This window comes from Geminicoccaceae bacterium (genome assembly GCA_020638465.1).
Taxonomy (GTDB): Bacteria; Pseudomonadota; Alphaproteobacteria; order Geminicoccales; family Geminicoccaceae; genus JAGREO01.
In genome coordinates this window covers 448,100-473,966 of sequence record JACKIM010000001.1, presented here as the reverse complement: position 1 = coordinate 473,966, position 25,867 = coordinate 448,100, and the positions used below count along the sequence as shown (strand labels likewise).

Sequence of the window (25,867 nt, the reverse complement as noted above, 5' to 3'; positions counted from 1 at the left end):
GACCGCATACCGTACAATGATTGCGGTGCGTTGTCAGCTGTACAATTCGCGACACGATCGGCGGAACCTCCACGATCCACTGCGTAAGCGCCCTGTCCATTGCTGCCGCTAGGGCCGTATCACACGCCAAGCAACGCTCCAGCGGAACATCGATCCACTCATTCACCGTGCCGCCATCCCCGGACCGGTTCCGGCGAGATCCTTGATGCCCCTTGCACCGACCAGGCCGCTTGCGATCGCCCGCGGTTCGACCTCCTCCAGCCGAGCCGCCATCTCCAAAAGCCGCGCCTCAAGCAAGGCAACTCACTAAACAGGTACGAGCCGGGGGATATTCACTCCTTCCCTCATTTCCCGTCGATGGCCCGGACGATGCCGTTGTCGTCGATCCGGCCGACTTCGGTCAGCGACGTCAGGTCAAGCAGTGTCGCGACGTCGACCTCGACGACGAGCCGGGTGGCCTGATCGAGGCGGCAGGCGACGGTCAGGCCGCGTGCGCGCAGGACAGCCTCGAGGATGTCGAGAGCCTCCTGCGGCGACGCGTCCGGCATGGCCGCCCGGTACGGTGCGACAAGGATGCTGCGCAGGCCGATGCCGCCGCGAAGGGCAAGCCGTCGCAATTCGGCATCGGTGATCTTCTCGGGATCGGGTTGGCCCATGGAGGTCAGGCGACCGGTTGGGAGGCGAAGCCCTGACGATGGGCTTCGGCGATGGCCGCGAGGACGTCGATGCGGCCGGCTCCGTAGCGCTGGTCGGTACGGGTCTCACCGAAATCCCGCGAGGTGCCTGCCAGCAGGTCCTGCAGCAGGAACGCCCGATCGGTCCCGTTTTGCGATTCCCGGATCGTGGTCGCGGACAGGATGAGGGCGATGGCACCGGCCACATGCGGGGTGGCCATCGAAGTGCCGCTGAAACGCTGCCAGTCACCACCAGGTACCGATGACAGCACATCGACCCCCGGAGCCGAAACGTCGGGCTTCATGTAGACGAACGGATCGAAGGTCGGCGGTACGCCGTCATCGTCGATGAAGCGATGGGTGCGTCCTCCGGAAAAGCCGGCGACGCGGTCGTCGGAATCGGTAGCCCCCGCAGAGAACGCGAACGGGTCGTTCCCGGGCGGTCCGGAGACGATATGACCGTCATTGCCGATGGCGCAGACCACCGGAATGCCGGCCATGAGTGCTGTGATGATCGCCTGATTGTAGGGGGAGCGGACATCCGGTTCCAGCGTCAGGCCGCCCAGCGACATGTTGATGACATCGGCATTGTTGTCGACGGCCCATTGCATGCCGCCCAGGATCTGTGCCACCGTCCCACTGCCGCCCGGAAGCACGAGCCCCGCGAGCAGTCGGGCTTCTGGCGCCATGCCGATCCAGCTGCCGCCGGCATTCCCGCCCAGCACGGTGCCGGCAACATGGGTGCCGTGGCGGTCGCTGTCATGAGGCGTGGTGCTGCCGGTGGGATTGCCATTGCCGTCGAATTCCTGGAACGCGTCGATCTTGCCGGCGAGGTCGGGGTGCGTGCCATCGACGCCCGTATCGAGGACGGCAACGCGGACGCCACCACCACGGGCGCCGTAGGCACCCCAGGCCGCGAGGGCGTTGGTAAGCTGGAGACCATAGGCGCTGCCGCGCTCGTCGGACGCCTGCATCGGCAGTCCACTGGCATTGAAGGCCGGAAGCGACACTTTGGCGTTCTCGAAGATATCAATCTCGCCGCCATCCGCCCCGGCGAGTGCGGCCACGTCGTCCTTGTCGAGTTCCGCGACGATGCTGTCGGCGATCCACAGCTTGCGGGTCTCGCCCCTTGCCTTGGCGGCAACCCGGTCGAGAACGCCGCTCGTGGCATGGCGATGCTGTTCGAGCCGGTCGCGCAAATGGCCGAGCAGGCTTCGATCGGGGCCGTTAGCCGAGAGGCTGGCCGATTCGTTGCCGCCATTGGGCAGCATCTGCGACTTGTCGCTGACGAACAGCCTTCTGGTGAGCACATCGCCGATCCTCGACAGGGCGGCTACGGTCTCGCTGTCCTGAATGCGCCTTTGAACAATAACGTTGCGCAACGCCCCCTGTCCCTCATCGAGGATCTTCTCGACACGACGCGACAATCTGGATCTCGCCACAATGATTCTCCCAAACATGAAATTATAAATCATAGGAAAAACAACGGAAGCTAAAATAACATCAAAGGTAGATAATGTTCAACCTTCGAATGCCCGAATTCTGGCAGACACCGTGCGGTGTTGAAGACGTCGGTTACTGTTACTGTTGATTGATAATTCAGTCAGGCGGGTGCACGGACATGGTGAATTTGGGGAGCCGGTTGGGACGATTGCTTGAGCGATGCCTCGACCTGCCTCGCAAGGGCGAGAATATCCCGGTGCCCGGAGGAGCCGGAGGCGAATTCGCCAATCCAGCGGCGAGCCTGGAAGGCCCGGCCGAAGGTCTTGTCGTAGCGGATCGGCTTGGCAATTTCCTCGGCGAAGCCTTCAAGCTGCTCCCGAACACCGCCATCGTTGAACCAGCCCTTCTGGACCTGGCTCGGCACGATCAGCACCTTGGGGGGGGCGGAGGCCCGTTCGCGCCTCGTCTGTCCGACATAGCGCAGGGTCCGCTTGGTCGCCTGAACATCGACTTCCGAGGTTGAACTCGGGATGAGGATGACATCCGCCACGAGAAATGCCGAGGCCAGAACCGGTGAGACCACTGCCGGCAGGTCGATGATCAGCCGGGTGTAGCGGGTACGCAGGATGTCGAGTTCCTCGATCCACTCGCCGGCGGCATTGAGGTCGCGCAACGGAAATTCGGCAACGGCCGCCGGCAGCAGGCCGCCGTTCGACCACAGCGTCGAACTCTTCTGTGGATCGGTGTCGATGATGACCGTCTTGTGCCCTTCGTCGGCAAGGGCGCAGGCCGTATTGACCGCAATCGTGGACTTGCCGGTGCCGCCCTTGAGATTGCCGACGACTATAATTCGCGGCGCACCTTTGACTCGCCGGCGGAAAATCTGCACGGTTCGTTCCTCACGTCTGATCCCGCAACGTTGCGTAATGGTAAGATTGGGCCGGAAACGCCAATCGTGACAACCCCCAAAGTGACCGCCATCATAACGAGGTATGAAAATGACCGAGGAAGCGCTTCTCCTAAAGGAACGCCGCGGCGAGGAGTTCCGGTTGACCCTCAACCGGCCCAGAGCTTTCAACAGTTTGTCGGGTGAGTTGCTGACCGAGCTCGAACGGGCGATAGACGAACTTGCCGTCGACGCGAGCGTGCGTGTGGTGGTCCTCACCGGCAATGGGAAGGCCTTCTGCGCCGGTCACGACCTCAAGGAAATCGGTGCGGATCGAAGCTATGGGCCGGTCCATGCACTGTTCACGCATTGCTCGCGCGTGATGATGAAGCTGACCCGGATGCCGCAACCGGTCATTGCCCGCGTCGACGGAATAGCCACGGCAGCCGGGTGTCAGCTGGTTGCCGCCTGCGATCTTGCCATCTGCTCCGACATCAGCCGCTTTGCCACATCCGGCGTGAAGTTCGGGCTGTTCTGCTCGACACCGATGGTGGCCCTGTCGCGCAATGTCGGGCGCAAGCTGGCCATGGAGATGCTGCTGACCGGCGATTTCATCGATGCGCAGCGGGCGCTTGCCGAAGGGCTGGTCAACGAGGTGGTCGCGCCGGGCGAACTCGATGACGCGGTCGGACGCATGGTTGCCCGTCTCACCGACAAGCCCGCGTCGGTGCTGGCCCTGGGCAAACGGGCCTTCTACGCCCAATTGGAGCTGGGGATGGAGGCGGCCTACGCGATGACCACCGATGTGATCGTCGACAATGCCCTGGGCAAGGAATTCGAGGAGGGGCTGGAAGCCTTCACCGGGAAACGCAAGCCGGTGTGGAACGCTGCCTGAGCGAGGATGGTGCCAGCTGCAATGGGGAACGTGCATCATCCGCGGCTGGCACATTCCGGCATTGGTCACTAGGATCTCTGTCGGGAAGGGGCGTGGCCCTCAATAGCGGAACTCCGGAGGCAACATGGAGCAGGTCTATCTGACCGTCATCTTTCTGGTCACCCTGTTCTTTTTCCTCGGGACCGGCATATGGGTGGCGCTTTCGCTGTTGGGAGTGGCCCTGGTCGGTATGGAACTGTTCACCAGCCGTCCCGCTGGCGATGCCATGATCACCACCATCTGGACGGGGGCATCCTCGTGGTCGCTCACGGCCCTGCCGCTGTTCATCTGGATGGGCGAGATCCTGTTCCGTACACGATTGTCGGAGGACATGTTCCGGGGACTTTCCCCATGGATGGCGCGGTTGCCCGGACGGCTGCTGCACACCAACATCGTCGGATGCACCATCTTTGCCGCGGTCTCGGGCAGTTCGGCCGCTACCATGACCACGGTCGGCAAGATGGCCATTCCCGAGTTGCGCCGCCGCAACTATCCCGAACGCCTGATCATCGGGACGCTCGCAGGAGCCGGCACGCTGGGCCTCATGATCCCGCCGTCGCTGACGCTCATCGTCTATGGCGTGACCATCAACGAATCGATCTCCAAGCTGTTCATCGCCGGCATCCTGCCCGGCTTGACGCTGGCCGCCCTGTTCATGGGCTATGTCGCCTTCTGGTCGTTCACCAACCGTGCGGAGGTCAGCGCCCTGGAGGAGGAACCCCGGCGCAGCTTCAGGGAAAAACTGGTGGAGAGCCGCTATCTCATTCCCGTGGTGCTGCTGGTGATGAGTGTCCTGGGGTCGATCTATACCGGTCTCGCCACCGCCACCGAGGCCGCGAGTTTCGGCGTGGTCGGCGCGCTGGTGCTGGCGCTGGTCCAGGGGTCGCTCGACTGGAACAGCTTCCGCACGAGCCTCATGGGGGCGGTCAAGACCTCGTGCATGATCGCCTTCATCCTCATGGGAGCATCCTTCCTGTCGCTGTCGATGGGCTTCACCGGCCTTCCGCGGGCGCTGGCGGCATGGATCGCCGACATGCACCTGTCGCCCCATGCGCTGATCCTGGCGCTCACCCTGTTCTACATCGTCATCGGGTGTTTCCTTGACGGCATCAGCTCGGTCGTGCTGACCATGGCAGTCGTCGAACCCATGGTTCGCGGTGCCGGGATCGACATGATCTGGTTTGGCATCTTCATCGTCGTCGTTGTCGAGATGGCGCAGATCACCCCGCCGGTGGGCTTCAACCTGTTCGTCATGCAGGGCATGACCGGCCATCAGATCCCGTATGTTGCCCGGACGGCCCTGCCTTTCTTCCTGCTCATGGTGGTGATGGTCGCCCTGCTGGTGGCCTTCCCGGAGCTTGCCACCTTCCTGCCGGACAACATGCGCCAGACACCCGGTGGCTGACTGAGCAGCTCCTGCCCGGTCACGGCCGGGGAGGCAGGATGGCGGGATGGCCGGCAAGCCAGTCGAGGACCTGTCCGGCTGCGTAGGCCTGTCCCTGTTCGTTCCAGTGGCCGTCCTGAACGTAGTACAGGTCGGGCCGGGCAGTCTTGAGCGGAATGACGATCAGGTCGGTGCGGTCCTCGTCGAACAGCGCCCGCAGGCGTGTCAGCCTGGGCTCCTCGACGTCGACGGCCATGCCCAGCGCCGGCCATCCCCGTTCGTGGCATAGTGACAGGATTGCGCGCACTGCGGCATAGGTCAGCTTGTCGGGATCTTCGGATGATGCGGATTTATTCGAATTCGGGATATTCCTATTGTCGGCAATATCCCGGAACTGGCGAAGGGTTTGCACCACCTCGCGGGCGAAGCCGACGAGGTGCAGTTCCGCCAGAAACGGCACATCGTCGATCACAGCCTGTACCGAGCGGGCGGTTCCAGGGTCGTGGGGGCTGAGCTGCTGCAACTGGCGATCTTCTCCAAGTGACAGCATTCCTTCTTCAAGGTTGTCCTCGAAATCATTCCCGGTCAGTTGAATGACGACCAGTGCCGGATGGTAGCGTTCGGCATCCTGTTGCAGCCAGCGAAGCGTGCGCCCGTTACCGGTATTCCCGACGCCAGTATTGATGACCGTTGGGGTATGATCCCCGTCGATCTCCATCAACGCCTTGCGCACCAGCGAGGGGAAGTCCTGTCCCTGATCCACACCATAACCCATGGTGAAACTGTCGCCGGTGAAAACGATACTGCGCGAGACCTTCTCCGGGAGATCGGGACCGCGAAACCCTTGCGCATTGGTCACCAGTGTCATGGTGAATTCGGGTGTCGTCCGACGAATGGTGGCATCTCGCTTCAGCCACTTTCCGTAGACCGGATCGAATTCGGTAAAGCTCGGGCCGACATTGCGCACCCGTCCCATCGCCCGCAGGCCCAGTTCCACCACGGCGAGGCTCGCCACCAGCGCCACGATCACCAATGCGGCTGTTGCAACCTTGCGGCCCATCGCGATCTCATTCCACCCGCTGTCAGTCGAGTTCGAACGCCGAGGAGTAGTCAAGCTTCAGCGACGGGTCCTGCTCGGGCTTGGACAGGTAGCAGTTGCCGACTGCGAGATGCTCGATCTCCGTCCCCATGAAGCAGCGGAACGCATCCTCGGGCGTGCACACGATCGGTTCGCCGCGGACATTGAACGAGGTATTGACGATCACGGGGCAGCCCGTGAGCTCCCTGAAGCGGCTGATGAGGGCATGGTAGCGCGGATTGGTGTCGGCGTGCACGGTCTGGATGCGTGCCGAATAATCCACATGGGTCACGGCGGGAATGTCCGAGCGCGCGATGTTGAGCTTGTCGATGCCGAACAGCGCCTGTTCCTCCTCGGTCATCGCCTTTCGCCGGTCCTTCTTCACGCCCGCAACCAGCAGCATGTAGGGGCTGTCGGCATCCAGCTCGAACCAGTCGCCGACATCCTCGCGCAGAACGGAGGGAGCGAACGGCCGGAAGCTCTCGCGATATTTGACCTTGAGGTTGAGCAGTTTCTGCATGGTGGGCGAACGGGCGTCCCCGATGATCGAGCGGCCGCCCAGCGCCCGCGGACCGAATTCCATGCGTCCCTGCATCCAGCCGATCGCCCGGCCCCGGGCCAGATCTTCGGCCGTACGCTCGATGAGGGCGGCATCGTCGAGCATTTCGACATGTGCGCCCGCGTTTTCCAGCCGGCCGCGAATCTCGTCGTTGGAGAAGGAGGGGCCGAGATAGGAGCCGCGCATGCGGTCATGGCCGGTGGGACGGGGAGCGTCGGTCATCTCGTGGGCGACGGCGAGCGCGGCACCGAGCGCACCACCGGCGTCACCGGCGGCCGGCTGGATCCACAGATCGTCGAAAATCCCTTCTGCGAGAATCTTGCCATTTGCAACGCAGTTGAGCGCGACACCGCCAGCAAGGCACAGGTGGCGCTGGCCGGTTTCCTTGCGGATCGAGCGCGCCAGCCGCAACACGACCTCCTCGGTCACCGCCTGGATGGAGGCGGCGAGATCCATATGCCTTTGGGTCAGCGGTTCATCGGCCTTGCGCGGCGGGCCGCCCATGAGCCGGTCGAAGGCCCCGTTGGTCATGGTCAGGCCCGTACAATAGTCGAAATAACGCTGGTCGAGGCGGAAACTGCCATCCTCCTTCACGTCGACGAGGTGTTCGAGGATCGTGGAGGCAAAACGTGGCTCGCCATAGGGAGCGAGGCCCATCACCTTGTACTCGCCGGAATTGACCTTGAAGCCGGTGTAGAAGGTGAAGGCCGAATAGAGCAGCCCGAGCGAATGCGGGAAATGGATCTCGCGGGTGATTTCGACATGCCGGTCGCGACCGATGCCGAGGCTGGTGGTACACCATTCGCCAACGCCGTCCATCGTCAGGATGGCCGCTTCCTCGAAGGGCGAGGGGAAGAAGGCGCTGGCCGCATGACTTTGATGATGTTCGGTGAACAGCAGGCTGCCGTTCCAGTTGTCCGCTCCCGCGAGCTGCGCCATGAATTTCTTCAACATGCTCTTCTGGAAGAGCTTTTCCTTCACCCATACCGGCATGGCGGTGCGAAAGGAGGTGAAGCCCTGCGGCACGAAGGACAGGTAGGTTTCCAGCAGCCGTTCGAACTTCAAGAACGGCTTGTCGTAGAAGACGACATGATCGACATCGCCCATGTCGATGCCTGCGGCTTCGAGACAATAGCCGGCCGCGTGGGTGGGGAAGGCGGAATCATGCTTGATCCGGGTGAAACGTTCCTCTTGCGCCGCGGCAACGATTTCGCCGTCGCGCACCAGTGCTGCCGCACTGTCGTGATAGAAGGCGGAAATGCCGAGAATATGCATGGAACTCTTTCGCCTAGAACAGGGTGTAGATGAACGGTGCGACGGCTGTTCCATGAGTGAGGACCAGCAGGCCGCCAAACACACCCATGACCACGAGGATGGGCAGCAGCCAGAATTTCTTGCGGACGCGCATGAAGCGCCACAGCTCGGCGAGAAAATCCATAGATCTTACCTCAGAATTGGTTACGCAGGCTTTCGGCCATCGACGACTCGCTCCTGCCGCGATCGATCCAGTAGGTGGTGGCTTCCGGGTCGGGGCTGAGCGCCAGCGGCCGCTTGCCGGTCATCCGCATGAACAGGCCGATGGGAACGATGGTGATCGCGAAGATCGCGAAGAGCACGATCGGGTTGATGATCCGGGCCATGAGCAGGCCGAGCTTCGTCCAGGCGCGGTTGGCGACGGCGAGACTGTCGGGTGCGACCAGGGCGGCAGCGAGCAATGCCGCGCCAATGGCAAGGATGAGGATGCTCCAGACATCGAGGCCATGATCGGAGAATGCCGCGCGAATCAGGCCCAGGACAATGAGAATGCCGCCGACGGTGAGGCCGAAGGATCGGTTGGACGAACTCTTGACCTCGACGTGTTCACGCAAGGCTTCATGGGTTGCGGACATCATCTTCCCCGGTTGCTTGGCAGTGATCGAATCCGACGGTCACCGGGTTGATCACCGCTCGGTCCGCGACGATCCGTCATGCCCGCAACCATTCCCGATCCAATTCGGTAGAATGTCGTCCCTGAGAATATCAAGCGGCGACATCTACTCCTATGCCGGGAACGATTCAAGAGTATCTCGATACGATCAAAAACGTGCCCGATGTCCATGTTGTTCCATGTATATCACGCCGGCCGGCCCTGAACCGGGTTGTCCCGGAACGGGCATCAATCCTCGCAGATCTCCGCCTTGCTATATCCCTGGATGAACAGCAGGGATTCGAGGTCGCTATGATTGACGCAGAGATCGGCCACGGCCTGAACGGCCGGTCGGGCCCGGTAGGCTATTCCAAGCCCGGCTTCGGCGATCATGTCGCGGTCGTTGGCGCCGTCGCCGACGGCCATGGTATCCTCCCGGTAGAGTCCATGGGTGGCCGCCAGTTCCCGCAAGACGTCGAGCTTCGCCCGCGGACCGACGACGGGGCCTTCGAGGCGTCCGGTAAGCCGGCCGTCACGGACCTCGAGGCTGTTGGCGCGCTGGATGTCCAGCCCGAGGACCCGGGCCACGTGGGAGGTGAACGCGGTGAACCCGCCGGAGACGACCGCGGTCGTGGCCCCGTGCGCGCGCATGGTCGCCATGAGCCGGCGAGCGCCCGGCATCAGACGCAACTTCTCGCGGATCACCTCTTCGATGGCCGTCTGCGGGACGCCTTCGAGCAGAGCCACGCGGCTGGTCAGGGCGGCCTCGAAGTCGAGGGCGCCGGCCATGGCCCGCTCGGTGATCGCAGCGACCTCCGACCTGATGCCGATGGATGCGGCGAGTTCGTCGATGCATTCGATCGTGATCAGCGTGCTGTCCATGTCGGCGACGATCAGTTTCTTGCGCCGGCGTCTGGCCGGCAGGGCGAGGACGTCCATGCCCAGCGCTTCGAGATCGCGGCCGAACAGGTCGCGGGCAGTTCGGGGTGTCATGGCTTCGGTGACGATTTCCGCTGCTATGCCCTCGGCCAGCCAGCGGCTCCTTCCGCGCGCGGTCCGGGCAACGTTGTTGACAAGCTCATGCGAAAGAGGCTCTGCGCTGCAAGGCCGTATGAGGCATATGGCGGTGGGTTCTCTAACGGATATCGAGGAAGCTGGTGGATTGGTCATCATCGTTGCTGGTCCTGGGCGGAACGACCGCGAGCGGCAAGTCGGCACTGGCGATCGATCTGGTCGGGCACCTGCGCATGCGCGGTGTCATAGCGGAAATCGTCAATGCCGACAGTGTACAGCTTTACCGGCACATACCGATTCTGACGGCGAGGCCCGATGCCGCCGAGGAGGCGAGGGCTGTCCATCACCTCTATGGCGTTCTGGAGCCGGACGAGCCGATCGACGCGATGCGCTGGCTGGAACTGGCCGCACCGGTCATCGCAGGCATTCAGGCCCGTGGCGCCCTGCCCATCCTCGTCGGGGGGACCGGGCTCTACATGCATGCTCTGCTGCACGGCATGTCACGGATGCCGGAGATCGCCGGCGAGGTGCGGTCGGCGGTGCGCGCCATCCCGCCGGCGGAGCTCCATGCGGTACTGGCGGCGGAGGACCCGGTCATGGCGCGGAGGCTGCATGCGGGCGATCCCCAGAGGCTGATGCGGGCGCTGGAGGTGATCCGCCAGAGCGGCCGTTCGCTGGCGGCATGGCAGCGGCAGGCCCCTGTGCGCATCATCGCGACCGATCCGGTGAATATCGCCGGCATCGCTCTGCTGCCGCCTCGCGACGTTCTGCACCGGTTGATCGAACGGCGGATGCGGAACATGATCGCCGGCGGGGCCGTCGAGGAGGCGCGGGCGTTGTTTGAAGCCTATCCGGACGCGCTCGACTTGCCGATCGGCAAGGCGCACGGGCTTCCTGAAATTGCGGCCTTCGTCGGTGGTCGCATGGACCTCGAAGCGGTGATCGGACGGACCTCGATCCGTGTCCGCCAGTATGCCAAACGGCAATCGACGTGGTTTCGCCGCCAGATGCCGGAATTTGTGGTCATGGAAGTATTTGGCGGCACGCCGGGACTGGTCGATAAGGTGCTGATGCGGCTGGACAAGACGGGAAATGGTGGTGTTGCCTGAAAAGATTGCCGGCTGCCGGGGAATGCGCCCACTTCGTGTTGACCGACCAAGGTCTCCTGTATACGTTGCGGGGCCTTCTCGGGGGAATGCCGCACCGCAACAAGGGTCTGTCTCAGCCTGTGGATGAGGACAGAATGCGATACCCAGGATTCAACGGCCAGGCTGGAACGTGAGAAGGAATCCCGAATAACCCAGCTTTGGAGCACCTAGAATGACCGCCGACAAGACCGAGCCCAAAACCGTCGACACCCCGTCGATGACGGGTTCGCAGGTGGTGCTCACGGCCCTGGCCGAGCAAGGCGTGGAAATCATATTCGGCTACCCCGGAGGAGCCGTACTACCGATCTATGACGCGATTTTCCAGCAGGACAAGATCCGCCACATTCTCGTCCGCCACGAGCAGGCGGCGGTCCATGCCGCCGAGGGCTATGCCCGCAGTACCGGTAAGGTCGGTTGCGTGCTGGTCACGTCGGGGCCGGGCGCGACCAACACGGTCACCGGTCTCGCCGATGCTCTCATGGACTCCATTCCGATCGTCTGCCTGACCGGACAGGTACCGACCCACATGATCGGCAACGATGCCTTTCAGGAAGCCGATACGGTGGGCATCACGCGGCCGTGCACCAAGCACAATTACCTGGTGAAGAAGCCGGGGGATCTTGCCCGTGTCGTCCATGAGGCATTCCAGATCGCCCGTTCCGGCCGTCCGGGGCCGGTCGTGATCGACCTGCCCAAGGACATCCAGATGGGCGAGGCGCCCTATGTCAGCAGAGACAAGGTCCATCGCCGTACCTACAATCCCCGGGTCGAGCCGGATCAGAATGCCATCGAAAGGGCTGTCGATGCGCTGATCAAGGCAGAGCGGCCGATCATCTATGCCGGTGGCGGCATCATCAATGCCGGGCCGAAGGCGTCCGAACTGCTCACGGCGTTCGTTCGCGAGACCGGCTATCCTGTCACCCTGACCCTGATGGGGCTCGGGGGCTTTCCGGCCACGGACAGGCAGTTCGTCGGCATGCTTGGCATGCATGGTACCTATGAGGCCAACATGGCCATGCATGGCTGCGACGTCATGCTCAATATCGGTGCCCGGTTCGATGATCGTGTGACCGGCCGGATCGACGGTTTCTCACCGCTTTCGACCAAGATCCATGTCGATATCGACCCCTCGTCGATCAACAAGAACGTGGCGGTCGACATCTCGATCGTTGGTGACGCGATGCGTTCGCTGGAGGCCCTGCTGGCAGCTTGGCGGCGGCGGTCGAACAGCCATGAACCTGCGCGTATCGCAAGCTGGTGGGGACAGATCGACGAATGGCGCAAGCGTGACTCGCTGCGCTTCTGTCAGGACATGAATGGGGCGATCAAGCCGCAATATGCAATCCAGCGGCTTTACGAACTCACTCGCGATCAGGACGTCTACATCACCACCGAGGTGGGACAGCACCAGATGTGGGCGGCGCAGCACTTCAAGTTTGACCGGCCGAACCGCTGGATGACTTCCGGCGGACTTGGCACCATGGGCTATGGCTTCCCCTCGGCCATGGGCGTGCAACTCGCGCATCCCGATGCCCTGGTCGTCGACATCGCGGGCGAGTCGTCGTGGATGATGAACATGCAGGAAATGTCAACCTGCATGCAACATGGCCTGCCGGTGAAGTCGTTCATACTGAACAATGCCTACATGGGCATGGTTCGCCAGTGGCAGGATTTCTTCCATGGCAACCGCCATGCCGAGAGCTACATGGAGAGCCTGCCCGATTTCGTGAAGCTCGCGGAGGCTTTCGGTGCGGTGGGCCTGCGTGCGGAAAAGCCCGGCGATGTCGACGATCTGATCAGGGAAATGATCAAGATCAGGAAGCCGGTGATCGCGGATGTCATCGTTGACCGCAAGGAGAACGTCTATCCGATGATCCCGGGTGGTGCAGCGCATAATGAGATCCGGATGAGTCCCGAGGAAAATGGAGCTCATGAACCGATCTCGGAGTCGGGAATGGTACTGGTCTGACACAAGCGGGCCGCCAGCTGTCATCACCTCCAATCCGAGTAAGAAGAAGATCATGAGTGAATTCGAGCGACGCCATACGATTGTCGTTCTCGTCGACAACGAGCCGGGTGTCCTTGCCCGCGTCATCGGCCTGTTTTCGGGTCGGGGCTACAATATTGAAAGCCTGACCGTGGCCGAGGTCGACCATGGCCGGTCCCTCTCGCGCATCAACATCGTCACCACCGGCACCGAGTTCGTGATCGAGCAGATCAAGGCTCTGCTGGACAAGTGTGTTCCTGTGCACCAGGTCCGTGACCTGACCATCGAAGGGCATCCCGTCGAGCGCGAACTCGCGCTCGTCAAGGTGTTCGGCAACCGCGACCGACTGATCGACGCGTTGCGCATCGCGGACTTCATGGGTGCGCGGCTGGTCGAGCGCACGGTCGAATCCTTCATTTTCGAGGCGACGGGCACGAGCGAAGATCTCGATGCGTTCATCAACATGATTCAGCCCGCCGAGGTGAGCCGCGCCGGTGTCGTCGCCATCGGCCGCGGGGCGGGGATCCTGGAACCCCGGGGAGACTGACCGACTGTCCGGGAGGCCCGCATGGGCGCGGGTCCCCGATACCGAACAGCAAAAGCGTATGGGAGCGAAGATGCGCGTCTATTACGAGGCCGATGCCGACCTCAACCTGATCAAGTCGAAGAAGGTCGCCGTCATCGGCTATGGAAGCCAGGGCTTCGGCCACTCCAACAACATGAAGGACTCCGGCGTTTCCGAGGTTGTGGTCGGCCTGCGCGAGGGCAGCCCCAGCCGCGCCAAGGCTGAGCGTGCCGGCCTCAAGGTCATGACCCCGGCCGAAGCGGCGAAGTGGGCTGATGTGGTCATGGTACTGACCCCGGACGAGCTTCAGGCCGATATCTACAAGGAAGACCTTGAGCCGAACATGAAGGAAGGCGCTGCCCTCATGTTCGCCCATGGCCTCAACATCCACTTCCGCCTGATCGAGCCGCGTTCCGATCTCGACGTGCTGATGATCGCACCGAAGGGGCCGGGCCATCTTGTCCGTGCCGAGTATCAGAAGGGAGCGGGCGTGCCGTCACTGCTGGCTATCCATCAGGATGCCACCGGCAATGCGCACGATATCGGCCTTTCCTATGGCGCGGCCATCGGCGGCGCGCGGGCAGGCATCATCGAGACGACATTCAAGGAGGAGGTCGAGACCGATCTCTTCGGCGAGCAGGTGGTGCTCTGCGGTGGCCTCTGCGCGCTGATCCAGGCAGGGTTCGAGACGCTGACCGAGGCGGGCTACGCGCCGGAAATGGCCTATTTCGAGACCGTTCACGAAGTGAAGCTGATCGTCGATCTCATCTATGAAGGCGGGCTCGCCGACATGCGCTACTCGATCTCCAACACGGCCGAGTATGGTGACTACATGACCGGTCCGCGGATCATCACGCCCGAGACCAAGGCGGAGATGAAGCGGGTGCTGGCGGACATCCAGGAAGGCCGTTTTGCTCGCGACTGGGTGCTGGAGAACAAGGCCGGCCAGGCGTCGTTCAAGGCCATTCGTGCCCGCCATGCCGAGCACCCGCTTGAGGAGGTCGGCAAGAAACTGCGTGGCATGATGCCGTGGATCGGCCAGAACAAGCTCGTTGCCGGCACGAAGGACTGATCTTTCGCCGCGACGGCTTTCCTGCTGCGAGCGACCGCCCGGCACAGGCCTGTGCCGGGCGGTTCGCGTTCATGTTCATGATCGGCGTTTCCGTGCCTTGTAACGTCTCTCCCTGCATTGCATATTCCCGCCCATGACTACGCGAAACGCCCGTCCGCGCCTCCATGAGCGCCTCGAAGCCCTGCGTCTTGAGGAAACCGGGTCCAAGACGGCCCGGCATTGCTGCGACTGGCCCGGCTGTGAGGAGACGGGCGAGTTCCGCGCTCCCCGGACCCGCGACCAGCTTCGCGACTTCATGCTCCTGTGTCTTGACCACGTCCGGGAATATAATCTGAAGTGGAATTACTTCGAGGGGATGAGTGACGAAGAGGTCGAGGAACATCGGCGGGCGGATACCACATGGCATCGACCGAGCTGGCCGTTTGCATCGGGCAGCTTCAACGACATCTTCCACGATCCGTTCGATCTGTTCAGGGAGCCGGGCACGAGACAGCAGTCCCGGGAGCAGGCCGCCTGGCAGGCAGCACAGCAGCCCGATCGCACGACCATGGACATGATGTCGCGGCTGGGCCTGCGCGAGGGCTTCAGCGAGGATGAACTCAAGAGACGGTACAAGGTACTGGCCAAGGCCAACCATCCCGATCTCAATCCCGGCGACGCGAGAGCTGGCGAGCGTCTGCGCGCGATCATCGAGGCCTATCAATACCTGCGCGATCTCTGATCGGGGACCGGATTGGACGGGTCGTGTGACGAGCGAGGTTTATCCAGCCGGTCGCTCTTTCCCAATTTCTCCATTTCCACAACCGCAGAACTCTTGCCAAAACCGGAAGGCAAGAGCATAGGTATATTCAACCAATAGATGAATTTGACATTTGTCGATCATCTTTTACGTGGGTATGTCGGACCTGTTGAGGTGACCGTTGAAGATATTTGCCGTCACGTTGTTCACCAGTGCTGTAGCCGTCTTTCTCATTCAGCCTATGTTCTCACGAATGGTCCTGCCGATTTATGGCGGAAGTCCCGCGGTATGGACAACGGCCATGCTGTTCTTCCAGACTGCACTGCTGGCCGGCTATCTCTATGCGCATTTGCTGGCGGCGCGCTGGACCCTCCGGCGCCAGTTGATCGTCCACAGCACGGTACTGCTTCTGGGACTATTGGCGTTACCGATCCTGCCCCGTCCCGAACTCAATCCCTTCGCCGACACCGGGTGGGTGCCGGCGCGGTTGCTGGGTTTGATGCTGGTCTCGGTGGGGTTGCCTTTCGTCATCGTCTCGGCGTCCGCCCCCTTCCTCCAACGCTGGTTCTCGCAGACCGATGACGAGAATGCCGCCGATCCCTACTTCCTGTACGCATCCAGCAATGCGGGCTCGATTCTGGCTCTCCTGGGTTATCCATTCATTGTCGAACCACTGATCGGACTGCGTCATCAGGCGGTTCTGTGGACCGTCATCTATCTGGCGTTATGTGCCCTCGTGGTAGCATGCGGTATTCAGGCGCTGCGTCACGAGCGCCCCGCCGGCCAGACTGCGGTGTCCCGTCACGGGATGCCCGACGGTGCCGTCGGGGCTTCGGGCATCGTCTCCTGGCTGTTGCTGGCCGCACTGCCCTCCGGACTGCTCCATGCCACGACCCTCCACATCACCACCGATATCGTTTCGGCGCCGATGGTGTGGGTGATCCCGTTGACCCTCTATCTGCTCACCTTCATCATCGCGTTTGCCAGATCGCCGATATTTCGTGCCGACTTCGTCCTGCGCTTCCTCGTGCCGATTCCGGTCATGCTGGCAATTGTCGCCTTCGGCCTGCCGTTGAACTGGCTCTTTGAACTTGTCGTTGCCCTGGCGCTCCTGTTCGTCCTTGCGCTTGCATGTCATCAGCGTCTGGCTTCGTTGCGGCCAGATGCACAACACCTGACGCTTTTCTACCTGGTAATGGCAACAGGAGGCGTCGCTGGCGGCACGTTCTCGACCCTGATCGCTCCCCTGATCTTCTCGCGTCAATACGAGTTGCCGCTGTTGATCGCAGCAAGTCTGTGCAGCCTGCCGGCGATGTCGCCGTCGATGGACCGGCGCTGGTGGCTGTATCTGGCAGGCGGAGCCATCCTGATCCTGCTGGAGCCTGTGCTGAACAGGCTCGACCCCGATTTCTCATGGCTTCCGCTTTTCCTCGTGCTGGTGCCGGTTTTCGGCACGATCCTCAAGAACGCTCCGCGCGGTCTGGCAACCATCTTCATGAGCTCCATTTTCGGCCTGTGGTGGGCCGGATCTCCAGAGGTCCTGCTGCGCGAGCGGAGTTTCTTCGGTATCTACACCGTGGACCAGACTTCGGAAAAGCCGGGACAGATCGTCAACAAACTGATCCACGGCACCACGATGCATGGCGTGGAAGCGCTCGATCCGGCACTCGCGACAACACCGCTTTCCTACTATCACCCGGATGGCCCGCTAGGAGACGTCATGCGAGCCATGGTCAAGCGGACCGGGCATGTCGAACGCTGGGTCGTCGGGCTTGGCGCCGGCTCGGTGGCCTGTTACCGGTTTGCGCCCGAGGCCGGTCCCTGGACGTTTGTCGAGATCGATCCGACTGTCGTGAGCATTGCGCGCGACAGCGGCTATTTCAGCTTCCTGAGCCGGTGTGCGCCGGATGCCCGCATTCGCATCGGTGACGGCCGACTGGAACTTCGGCAGGCCCAAGAAGGCAAGATTGACCTGCTGATCCTTGATGCCTTCACCTCCGATGTCATCCCGCTCCACCTGATGACGAGGGAAGCCTTCGGGCTCTATCGCTCCAGGTTGAGCGACGATGGAGTTCTGATGGTCCATATCTCCAACCGCACCATCAATCTTCGTCCTGCAGTGAGCAATATCGCAGCATCGGTCGGGCTTGTCGGCTCCGTTCTATGGGACAATACGGGCGGTCGGGACTGGTTGCACAGCTCCTCGCAGTGGGTGGTGCTGGCAAGGAGCCGCGCGGTCATTGACCGGCTGAAACTGGGCAAGTCGTGGCAGCCGCTAGATGCAGCGCCCGGCCAGCGTCTGTGGACCGACGATTATGCCAACATCATCCCTTATCTTCGATGGGGGAAATTCCCGACCTTCGATACGCAGCGCATGTTCGGCAGGACGGAGGACAATGACAGCCCGGGTTGATCCGCGTCAGCCCCGAGAGCGGACTGCAAAGGCGGGTTCGGGCGGCTTCACAGCGGCCACCTTGTCTCGAAGACACCTCGCGCGCAGGATCGTGGAGGCCGCATCCGGCAGTCGGCCCTCGCCCAGAAGGCGGTATTGCAGCCGTTCGGGCCGCTCTCCCGGCATGACGATGCGGGCAGGGGCGAGGGCAAAGGCAAAGCGGCTGTAATAGGCAGGATCGCCGACCAGGAAAACGATTTCATGTCCCATGGCTTCGGCATCCGCGAGTGTGCTGAATACCAGCGCACGCCCTATGCCCCGGCCGTGGTGGTCCGGGCGGATGGCGAGCGGGCCCAACAGCAGTGCAGGACCGTGACCGGAGAGGTCGATCGGCCAGTAGCGGATCGTGCCGATCAGCGCGCCGTCCGTGTCTTCGGCAATCCGTGACAGTCCGGCAATCGGGTCGATGCCGTCGCGGTAGCGATAGGACGTCTTCGAATGCCGGCCAGTGCCGAATGCAATGTCCAGCAACTCTTCGACCGAAGACAGATCGGTGGCGAGCTCATGACGAATCTGAACCAATGGAGCGATGTCCTTCAGGCAAGCTTCATACGGAATATCGACGGGCCACTGCCGGGCCGGTCAAATCCGGTCCGCATCAGCGGCAGGAGCTTCCTCGATCACATCGTCGTCGCATTGCTTAACAGATCCCAACAAAGAGAGACTGCACGTCGGCAGGTTGCCGAAGCGGTAAGAGGACCTTCGGCAATTCGGACTTTCCTGTCAACAACGTGTTTTGGTGTCGCCCATCCACGGTCCGGAAAGAACCGCATGGTAGCGGATGTTCAGGCGGGATTACCGACCGTTATCAGATCGCCCTCATGGTCGCGCAGTTCGAGTGCGCGCTCGAGGACCCAGCGCACGGTCGTAAAGGCCAGTTCCTCCCATGGAACGGTGTCCCAGGTGAACAGTCCCACCTCAAGGCTTTCGGGTCCGGCGGCGACCTGCGCGTCGAGCAGCACGGCACGATAGAGGAGCTGGACCTGAGGCGGACGAATGACGCTGTACGAGGCGATGAGGCCGGTGATCTCGATGCGGGCGCGGGCTTCCTCCCACGCCTCGCGGATGGCCCCCTGTTCGGCGGTTTCGCCAATCTCCATGTAACCGGCCGGAATTGTCCAGTAGCCGGTACGCGGCTCGATCGCGCGGCGGCAGAGGAGCAACTGGTCGCCATGTTCGCAGACCGCACCGACGACGATCTTCGGGTTCACATAGTGAATTTCGCCACAGTCCTGGCAGATATCCCGTTGGCGATCATCACCGTCGGGTATTCCTTGCCGGATCGGGCCGCCACACCGGCTGCAATAAGAGGCCATCGCTCATCAGCCGCCGGGTTTCCTGAACAGCGCCTCGGCGGCGCTGCGCACGTCCGAGCGCTTGGCGATCTCGGCCTGTACCCGCACAATCTCGGCCTTGAGCGCACGTACATAGGCTTCCAGCTCGTCGACCGAGTGCGTCGCGAGCGATTGCCCGAGCTCGGTTGCCGGCTTCCTGCGCGGCTCGTCATCATCGAACATGGGCACAGATCTCCTTGCGGGTAAGGCATTGCCGTGGTTTCCGCCGTATAGTGATCGTCCTTCAAGCCGTTCTCAAGCCCCTGCCCGGACAAAGAGGAGGGCGGATTGCTGCTGCTTCTTGACAAGTGTCGCCCGCGCCGCGAGCTTTCGCCCACCCACCGCCATCATTGAGGATAACCCGCGTGAGCGAGACCTATACGCGCTATTTCCCTGTTTCCTGGGAGGAACTTCACCGGGATGCCAAGGCCCTGTCCTGGCGCCTGGCCGCCGGTGGTCCGTGGAAGGGGATTATCGCGATCACGCGTGGCGGCCTCGTTCCGGCCCATATCATCAGCCGCGAACTCGATGTCCGGGTCATCGATACCGTGTGCATCTCCACTTATGACGATACCCAGCAGCGTGCGCCGGACATTCTCAAGAGCAAGGATGGCGACGGTGAAGGGTGGTTGATCGTCGACGATCTGGTGGATACCGGTCAGACCGGACGCATCGTCCGCGAGATGCTGCCCAAGGCACACTTCGCGACGGTCTACGCGAAACCTGCTGGTCGTGAGATCGTCGACACCTATATCACTGAGGTCAGCCAGGACACGTGGATTCTTTTTCCCTGGGACCAGGAAGTGTCGCAGTCGCGGCCGATCATCGAGCGCTACCGCAGCAACGGCAAACCGGAGAGCTGATCTTCCGGCGGTGGTGCCAAGCCGAGGAACCGCCATGCAGTCATCTCGATCAGGACATCGTCTTCGCCGGACATCGAGGTCCGTCCGTCTCGCCATCGGCGGGATGTGCGTTCTTGTCGCCGTCCTTGCCCTGCCCGTCGCCGCCCGTGCCGATCGCATCGACGGCCACTGGTGTGCCGTCGATGGTCGCTTGCTCACCATCGACGGCCCGTCGATCGTCACGCCCGGCGGCAACCGGATTCCAGGCGATTATGGTCGCCATACCTTCATCTACATCATTCCCGCCGGTGAACCGGGGGCGGGAGGTGATGTGCAAATGCGCCAGCTCAACGACGAAACGATCCACATCCTCTGGCCGGGCGCGGCTGATGTCGAGGTGTGGAACCGGTGCGACGTGACGAGTTGAGCAAGAAACCTATCCTGTCCGCTGAAGGACCAGCATCGCACCCGTGATCACCATGATTCCCGCGGCTTCGGACAGACTCGGGCGCGGGCCGCCCAGCAGTGTTGTCTGGGCCAGGACGAGTGCGGGGATCAGATAGGTGTAGGCGAGGACCTTGGCGGCGGGGAGGTGGAGGCTGGCATATTTGATCATGGAAAAGCTCAGCGCCGTGCTGACGGCGGCGAGCCATGCGATGCCGGCATAGACCCGCCACGACAGCGCGGTCCAGGAGGTGTCGGCGATGGCCGACGCGCCGACGGTGGCGAGCATGACCGCACCCAGCAGCAGGACCCAGAAATTCATCACCAGCAGGCTTTCGCCGCGGTGCAACTTCCGTACCATGGGGGAATAGGTGGCATAGGCCATCGTGCCGACAAGGAAGATCCATTCGCCGCGGCCGACGGCAAAGCCGGCCAGGCGTTCGAGGCTGCCGTCGAACAGGACCCATATGGCACCGCTCGCGGCCACGGTCAGGCCGGCGGCGACGGCAAGGCTGGTCCGCTGGCCGACGAGCAGGCGCGAGATGCCGGCGGTGAACAGCGGGGCGAGGGTGAAGATCGCGCCAAGGCTCACCGGGTCGGCCCAGCGAAGGCCGTAGAACATCGTGACGAAATAGATGCACAGCAAAATGGAGATGGTCGCATACCGAGCCATGTCGCCGATGGTGGGACGCGCAAGATGTCCGCTTCCTGCCATCAGTCCGGCAAAGATCGCGGCCGCCATGACGAAACGCAGGAACGTCAGGGCCAGCGGATCGACGTCATGGGTGATGGCCGCTCCCACCGTGAACGAGGTGCTGACCGCCGTGGCAAAGACGAGCATGGCCAGATGGGCGAGACCCGTCTTCGTCATCGGGGATGTCGCCCGATCCTGTCCATGGCGCGGGGAGGATGCCTATTCGGCCGCCTGGCGCTGGGGATTGTTGGGATGGGCCGTCCAGTTGGTGTACTTGTCGCTGATGGGCTGCCCCGTGCGGGGATCGGTGCCTTCGGTCATCCGTTCCATGGTGATGCAACCCTCGATCGGACAGACATTGACGCACAGATTGCAGCCGACGCATTCCTCGTCGATCACCTCGAAGCGGCGCTCGCCGTCGACCATGCTGGTGATCGCCTGGTGCGAGGTGTCCTCGCAGGCGATATGGCAGCGGCCGCACTGGATGCACAATTCCTGGTGGATCTTCGCCTTGACGACATAGTTGAGATTGAGAAACTGCCAGTCGGTGACATTGGGTACCGCCTTGCCGACAAAATCGGCGGTCGTGGCGTAGCCCTTCCCGTCCATCCATTCCGAAAGACCGCTGGTGAGTTCGTCGATGATGCGGAAGCCGTAGGTCATGGCGGCGGTGCAGACCTGGACGTTGCCCGCACCCATGGCCATGAATTCCGCCGCATCCCGCCATGTGGTGATGCCGCCGATGGCCGAGATTGGCAGGCCGGCGGTTTCCGGGTCGCGGGCGATGTCGGAGACCATGTGCAGGGCGATCGGCTTGACCGCCGGGCCGCAATAGCCGCCATGCGTGCCCTTGCCGTCGACATGCGGCTCGGGCGCCATCAGGTCGAGGTCGACGCCCATGACCGAGTTGACGGTGTTGATGAGTGACACCGCATCTGCACCGCCCCTGCGTGCACCGCGGGCAGGCTGCCTGATGTCGGTGACATTGGGCGTGAGCTTGACGATCACCGGCATGCGGGTGTGGGCCTTGCACCAGCGGGCGACCATCTCGACATATTCGGGCACCTGACCGACGGCGGAGCCCATGCCGCGCTCCGACATACCGTGCGGGCAGCCGAAATTGAGCTCCACACCATCGGCGCCGGTATCCTCGACCCGGGCCAGGATGGCCTTCCAATTGGCCTCCTCGCAGGGGACCATCAACGATACCACCAGAGCCCGGTCGGGCCAGTCGCGCTTGACCTGCTTGATCTCGCGCAGGTTCACTTCCAGCGGCCGGTCGGTGATGAGTTCGATGTTGTTGAAGCCGATGAGCCGGCGGTCACCGCTGTGAATGGCCCCATATCTCGGCCCGTTGACATTCACCACATGCGGATCTTCGCCAAGCGTCTTCCACACCACGCCGCCCCAGCCTGCCTTGAAGGCGCGCACCACGTTGGTCTCGCGATCGGTCGGCGGGGCCGAGGCCAGCCAGAACGGGTTGGGAGACTTGATGCCGAGAAAATCGTTGCGCAGATCGGCCATGGTTCAGGCCCCCGTCAGCATGCGATGGATGGAAAGGGCGGCGATCTTGCCGTCCTCGACGGCGGTCACGGTGAGATCCTCGCCACCGTCAACGCAGTCCCCGCCGGCCCAGATGTGCGAATCGCTGGTGCGACGCTCGGAATCGACGGTTATGCGGCCCCCGTTCGTGGCCAGCGACAGGCCCTCCGCAGAGGCGAAGGACTGGCCGATGGCCTTGAACAACTGGTCAGCCGGCAAGGTGAATCGTTCGCCTGTCCCGCAAAGTCGTCCGTCCTCATTCTCGCTCATGTACTCGAATTCGACCGCACGCAACCGACCGTCGCTTCCGCCGATGGCCCGCACCGGGCCGGCATGGGTGCGAATGGTGACGCCGTGAGTCTGGGCGAGATCCTGCTCGAACACGCTGGCGTTCATCCGTTCCTGGCCGCGACGATAGACAATGGTGACCTGTTCAGCACCGAGGAGCCGGGTCTGTACGGCAATGTCGATGGCGGTCATCCCGCCTCCGACCACCACGACGTGACGTCCCACGGGCAGGGTGGCGGGATCCGCAGCCTGCCTGAGGTCGGCAATGTAGCGCACGGCGTCGAGGACACCGTCGAGATCCTCGCCATCGATACCGAGGGCATTGACCGACCCGAGACCCAGTCCGAGAAAGACCGCGTCATGATCGGCCTTGAGCCGGTCGAGCGTGAAATCGTCGCCCAGCCGCTGCCCGGTCCGGAGTGTGATCCCGCCGATACCCAGGACGAACCGGACTTCGCGCTGGGCGAAATCACCGGTGCTCTTGTAGCGGGCGATACCGAACTCGTTGAGACCGCCGGGTTTGTCGCGGGCATCGTACAGTGTGACGTCATGGCCGAGCATGGCGAGGCGATGGGCGCATGAAAGTCCCGCCGGGCCGGCGCCGACGACGGCCACACGCCTGCCGGTGGATGCGGCCCGTTCGAAAGGATGGTTGTCGCGGTCGGTGAGGTGATCGGTGGCATAACGCTGCAATTCACCGATGCGGACCGGCTTGCCCTCATTGACCTCGCGGACGCAGACTTCCTCGCACAGCGTCTCCGTCGGGCAGACGCGCGCGCACATTCCTCCCAGGATGTTGGATGTCAGGATCGTTCTGGCGGAGCCTGCGGGATTTCCCGTGGCAATCTGGCGAATGAACAGCGGGATGTCGATATGGGTCGGACAGGCCTGCATGCAGGGGGCGTCGTAGCAGTAGTAGCAGCGGTCCGCCTCGACCTTGGCCTCATGCCCGTCGAGAGGTGGGTGCAGGTCGTCGAAATTCTCCGCATAGTCAGCGGAATCGAGGCGACCGGCGCGAATGTCGATTTCACGTTGCCCGAGATCTGCGGCCATGGACACCTCCCCTTGTGCGAATGGCGAAACCTGCGAAATCCGATATTTGACCATTTGATCAAATATCGTCGTCGTGGTCAATCTTGTCTGTAACAGGCGACAGGATTCTCGATCACGGGAAGGTAACGCCGGCTGGACGGCCGTAGCGCCGCCACGCGCGCGGTACCGGCATAGATCTGCTTTTGCGCGTCGATGATCAGCACGCCGGCCAGCTGCGGCAGGTAGCGCACGCCGATGCGTTCGACCGGTATGGTGAGGCGACGCGCGAGGGAACGGCGAAAGGGCGGCATGATCAGCGCGGTGCGCTGTCCCCCGATACTGAACAGGTGATTGCGGAGCGTGCGTTCAAGCTGCCCCTTGGTGAACGGCTGGCCATAGCCGAACGGCGTCTGTTCGCTCCAGCACCACAGCCCGCTGCGGTTGGGGACGACCACGATCAGGCGGCCGCCATCGGCGAGTATGCGCCAGACCTCGCGCATCAGGCGGTTGGGATGCGGGGAACACTCGAGCGCATGGGTCATGAGGACGCACTCGAAGCTGCAGTCGGCAAAAGGCAGTTCATCCTCGCGCCCGAGGGCAGCCGCGTTGATGCCGTGCATGGGCCAGCGTGTCACGCCCTGGGTCGCCGGCATCAGCGCCAGCCGCCTTTCGGCTTCGTCGAAGGGGGCAAGATACGGGCCCGGAAAGCCCAGCCCGAGCATCGCCCGTCCCGTCACGTCGGGCCAGAGCTGGCGCAGCTCGACATTGATCAACCTGCGGGTAGTTTCTCCCAACAGGCTGTCGTAGAAGGAAATCAGCTGGCTGATGTCAGGGCGCATTTGACGTCCGTGTCATGGTTCTCACAGCCGCGAACTGTCATAGGCGAGCACCGGCCGATGCTCAAGGAACTGCCTTGGAGGAGTGCAAGCCTTGATTTCAGCCCGACGCCGGGGGTGATATTGGGCGTCGCGATGGGCAGTTGCCAAGTCCATCGGCGGCGAGGGTCGTCAAAGGGAGGTGAACCGTGGCCATGTTGCAAGTCGAACTGATACCTGCACTTAGTGACAACTATATGTTTTTGCTGTTCGATTCGGTCACGAACACGAGCGGTGTCGTCGATCCAGCCGATGCCGGTGGTGTTCTGGCAGCTCTCGAACGCCATGGGCGCAAGCTGGACTGGATCATCAATACCCATCATCACGCCGATCACACCGCCGGCAACGCCGAACTCAAGGCGGAAACCGGCGCGAGACTTGCCGGTCCGGCGGCCGAGCGCCAGCGTATTCCCGACATGGATGTATTGCTGGCAGAAGGAGATCATCTCGATTTCGGCAGTCAGCGGGCCGTTGTGCTTGAGACGCCGGGCCACACCCGCGGCCATATCAGCCTGTATTTCCCGCAATCGAAGATGCTCTTTTCGGGAGATACACTGTTCGCGCTGGGATGTGGCCGGCTGTTCGAGGGAACTCCGGAACAGATGTGGCATTCACTGTCGAAATATGCCTCCATGCCCGATGAGACCGCAGTCTATTGTGGCCATGAATACACCTTGAGCAATGCGCGGTTCGCGCTTTCCGTCGATCCGGACAATGAGTTGCTGATCCGCCGGGCGGCGGAAATCGACGGTGAGCGACGGCGGGGCGAGCCCACGATTCCCACCACTCTCGGGCTGGAGCGGCAGACCAACCCGTTCCTGCGCCCCGGCGATCCGGCAATCCGTGCCCGTCTCGGCATGCAGCGGGCCAGTAATGCCGAGGTGTTCGCCGAAATTCGCAAACGCAAGGACTCATTTTGACGATCGGCGACTTTTGCAGGTCGGCTGCCCAGTTATGATCTCATCGGGGACCTTG

26 protein-coding genes are annotated in these 25,867 nt (G+C 62.6%); 11 read left to right on the top strand and 15 right to left on the bottom strand.

The genetic code is table 11. The features are described from left to right. Window positions 1-344: 344 nt before the first annotated feature. From H6851_02235 to H6851_02225, 3 genes are all read right to left on the bottom strand, one after another. Window positions 345-656: a hypothetical protein gene (locus H6851_02235; protein MCB9942432.1), complete on the bottom strand. Its 312-nt coding sequence runs from the start codon at window positions 654-656 to the stop codon at window positions 345-347. A 5-nt stretch (window positions 657-661) separates the two neighbouring features. Then, on the bottom strand, window positions 662-2,116 hold the full coding sequence (locus tag H6851_02230; GenBank protein MCB9942431.1) for a S8 family serine peptidase: 1,455 nt from the start codon (window positions 2,114-2,116) through the stop codon (window positions 662-664). Window positions 2,117-2,277: 161 nt separating this feature from the next. Continuing rightward, complete coding sequence (locus H6851_02225) at window positions 2,278-3,006, bottom strand: ParA family protein (GenBank protein ID MCB9942430.1); 729 nt, start codon at window positions 3,004-3,006, stop codon at window positions 2,278-2,280. Between the two features lie 109 nt (window positions 3,007-3,115). Here H6851_02225 and H6851_02220 point away from each other — a divergent pair, with 109 nt between their 5' ends. Both H6851_02220 and H6851_02215 read left to right on the top strand, forming a co-directional pair. Beyond that, window positions 3,116-3,898 carry an enoyl-CoA hydratase gene (locus H6851_02220; GenBank protein MCB9942429.1) on the top strand — a complete coding sequence of 261 codons (783 nt, stop codon included), beginning with the start codon at window positions 3,116-3,118 and terminating at the stop codon, window positions 3,896-3,898. Window positions 3,899-4,022: 124 nt separating this feature from the next. Then, the gene (locus H6851_02215) at window positions 4,023-5,342 is read left to right on the top strand and encodes a TRAP transporter large permease subunit (GenBank protein ID MCB9942428.1); all 1,320 of its coding nucleotides are present in this window, start codon (window positions 4,023-4,025) and stop codon (window positions 5,340-5,342) included. Window positions 5,343-5,361: 19 nt separating this feature from the next. On the opposite strand, the gene H6851_02210 is transcribed toward H6851_02215, so the two are convergent. The 5 genes from H6851_02210 to serB form a co-directional block, all read right to left on the bottom strand. After that, complete coding sequence (locus tag H6851_02210) at window positions 5,362-6,381, bottom strand: hypothetical protein (GenBank protein MCB9942427.1); 1,020 nt, start codon at window positions 6,379-6,381, stop codon at window positions 5,362-5,364. 22 nt (window positions 6,382-6,403) lie between these two features. After that, a complete protein-coding gene (locus H6851_02205) occupies window positions 6,404-8,233 on the bottom strand; it encodes a carbamoyltransferase (GenBank protein ID MCB9942426.1) in 1,830 nt (609 codons plus the stop codon). A 13-nt stretch (window positions 8,234-8,246) separates the two neighbouring features. After that, complete coding sequence (locus tag H6851_02200) at window positions 8,247-8,396, bottom strand: hypothetical protein (GenBank protein ID MCB9942425.1); 150 nt, start codon at window positions 8,394-8,396, stop codon at window positions 8,247-8,249. A 10-nt stretch (window positions 8,397-8,406) separates the two neighbouring features. Next, window positions 8,407-8,850: a hypothetical protein gene (locus tag H6851_02195; protein MCB9942424.1), complete on the bottom strand. Its 444-nt coding sequence runs from the start codon at window positions 8,848-8,850 to the stop codon at window positions 8,407-8,409. A 263-nt stretch (window positions 8,851-9,113) separates the two neighbouring features. After that, window positions 9,114-10,034 (bottom strand): phosphoserine phosphatase SerB, encoded by a 921-nt coding sequence (gene serB, locus H6851_02190; protein ID MCB9942423.1) that lies wholly within the window; start codon window positions 10,032-10,034, stop codon window positions 9,114-9,116. Here serB and miaA point away from each other — a divergent pair. The 6 genes from miaA to H6851_02160 all read left to right on the top strand — a co-directional run bounded on the left by miaA (window position 10,022) and on the right by H6851_02160 (window position 17,802). Next, complete coding sequence (gene miaA / locus H6851_02185) at window positions 10,022-10,987, top strand: tRNA (adenosine(37)-N6)-dimethylallyltransferase MiaA (protein MCB9942422.1); 966 nt, start codon at window positions 10,022-10,024, stop codon at window positions 10,985-10,987. The two genes, serB and miaA, sit on opposite strands and share 13 nt — an antisense overlap. Before the next feature lie 256 nt (window positions 10,988-11,243). Further along, window positions 11,244-12,995 (top strand): acetolactate synthase 3 large subunit, encoded by a 1,752-nt coding sequence (locus tag H6851_02180; GenBank protein MCB9942421.1) that lies wholly within the window; start codon window positions 11,244-11,246, stop codon window positions 12,993-12,995. Between the two features lie 52 nt (window positions 12,996-13,047). Further along, complete coding sequence (gene ilvN, locus H6851_02175) at window positions 13,048-13,560, top strand: acetolactate synthase small subunit (GenBank protein ID MCB9942420.1); 513 nt, start codon at window positions 13,048-13,050, stop codon at window positions 13,558-13,560. Window positions 13,561-13,630: 70 nt separating this feature from the next. Beyond that, entirely contained in the window at window positions 13,631-14,650 is a 1,020-nt protein-coding gene (gene ilvC / locus H6851_02170) for a ketol-acid reductoisomerase (GenBank protein ID MCB9942419.1), read from the top strand. Between the two features lie 133 nt (window positions 14,651-14,783). Then, a complete protein-coding gene (locus tag H6851_02165) occupies window positions 14,784-15,371 on the top strand; it encodes a J domain-containing protein (GenBank protein MCB9942418.1) in 588 nt (195 codons plus the stop codon). 199 nt (window positions 15,372-15,570) lie between these two features. After that, window positions 15,571-17,802: a fused MFS/spermidine synthase gene (locus tag H6851_02160; GenBank protein ID MCB9942417.1), complete on the top strand. Its 2,232-nt coding sequence runs from the start codon at window positions 15,571-15,573 to the stop codon at window positions 17,800-17,802. Window positions 17,803-17,808: 6 nt separating this feature from the next. Here the strand turns inward: H6851_02160 and H6851_02155 are convergent, their stop codons facing one another. The 3 genes from H6851_02155 to H6851_02145 all read right to left on the bottom strand — a co-directional run bounded on the left by H6851_02155 (window position 17,809) and on the right by H6851_02145 (window position 19,364). Further along, window positions 17,809-18,363 carry an N-acetyltransferase gene (locus tag H6851_02155; protein ID MCB9942416.1) on the bottom strand — a complete coding sequence of 185 codons (555 nt, stop codon included), beginning with the start codon at window positions 18,361-18,363 and terminating at the stop codon, window positions 17,809-17,811. Between the two features lie 263 nt (window positions 18,364-18,626). Next, the gene (locus H6851_02150) at window positions 18,627-19,157 is read right to left on the bottom strand and encodes an NUDIX hydrolase (GenBank protein MCB9942415.1); all 531 of its coding nucleotides are present in this window, start codon (window positions 19,155-19,157) and stop codon (window positions 18,627-18,629) included. Between the two features lie 6 nt (window positions 19,158-19,163). Then, window positions 19,164-19,364: a DUF1192 domain-containing protein gene (locus H6851_02145; GenBank protein MCB9942414.1), complete on the bottom strand. Its 201-nt coding sequence runs from the start codon at window positions 19,362-19,364 to the stop codon at window positions 19,164-19,166. 167 nt (window positions 19,365-19,531) lie between these two features. Here H6851_02145 and gpt point away from each other — a divergent pair, with 167 nt between their 5' ends. Together gpt and H6851_02135 are read left to right on the top strand one after the other, a co-directional pair. Beyond that, on the top strand, window positions 19,532-20,038 hold the full coding sequence (gene gpt / locus H6851_02140; GenBank protein MCB9942413.1) for a xanthine phosphoribosyltransferase: 507 nt from the start codon (window positions 19,532-19,534) through the stop codon (window positions 20,036-20,038). A gap of 34 nt (window positions 20,039-20,072) precedes the next feature. After that, window positions 20,073-20,444 carry a hypothetical protein gene (locus H6851_02135; GenBank protein ID MCB9942412.1) on the top strand — a complete coding sequence of 124 codons (372 nt, stop codon included), beginning with the start codon at window positions 20,073-20,075 and terminating at the stop codon, window positions 20,442-20,444. A gap of 9 nt (window positions 20,445-20,453) precedes the next feature. Here H6851_02135 and H6851_02130 read toward each other — a convergent pair whose 3' ends face one another. From H6851_02130 to H6851_02115, 4 genes are all read right to left on the bottom strand, one after another. Beyond that, a complete protein-coding gene (locus tag H6851_02130) occupies window positions 20,454-21,332 on the bottom strand; it encodes a DMT family transporter (GenBank protein ID MCB9942411.1) in 879 nt (292 codons plus the stop codon). A gap of 42 nt (window positions 21,333-21,374) precedes the next feature. After that, complete coding sequence (gene preA, locus H6851_02125; GenBank protein MCB9942410.1) at window positions 21,375-22,679, bottom strand: NAD-dependent dihydropyrimidine dehydrogenase subunit PreA; 1,305 nt, start codon at window positions 22,677-22,679, stop codon at window positions 21,375-21,377. Between the two features lie 3 nt (window positions 22,680-22,682). Then, window positions 22,683-24,038 (bottom strand): NAD(P)-dependent oxidoreductase, encoded by a 1,356-nt coding sequence (locus H6851_02120; protein ID MCB9942409.1) that lies wholly within the window; start codon window positions 24,036-24,038, stop codon window positions 22,683-22,685. 77 nt (window positions 24,039-24,115) lie between these two features. Further along, on the bottom strand, window positions 24,116-24,856 hold the full coding sequence (locus H6851_02115; GenBank protein ID MCB9942408.1) for a methyltransferase domain-containing protein: 741 nt from the start codon (window positions 24,854-24,856) through the stop codon (window positions 24,116-24,118). 191 nt (window positions 24,857-25,047) lie between these two features. On the opposite strand from H6851_02115, the gene gloB reads away from it, so the two are divergent. Further along, entirely contained in the window at window positions 25,048-25,812 is a 765-nt protein-coding gene (gene gloB, locus H6851_02110) for a hydroxyacylglutathione hydrolase (protein ID MCB9942407.1), read from the top strand. Window positions 25,813-25,867: the final 55 nt, after the last annotated feature.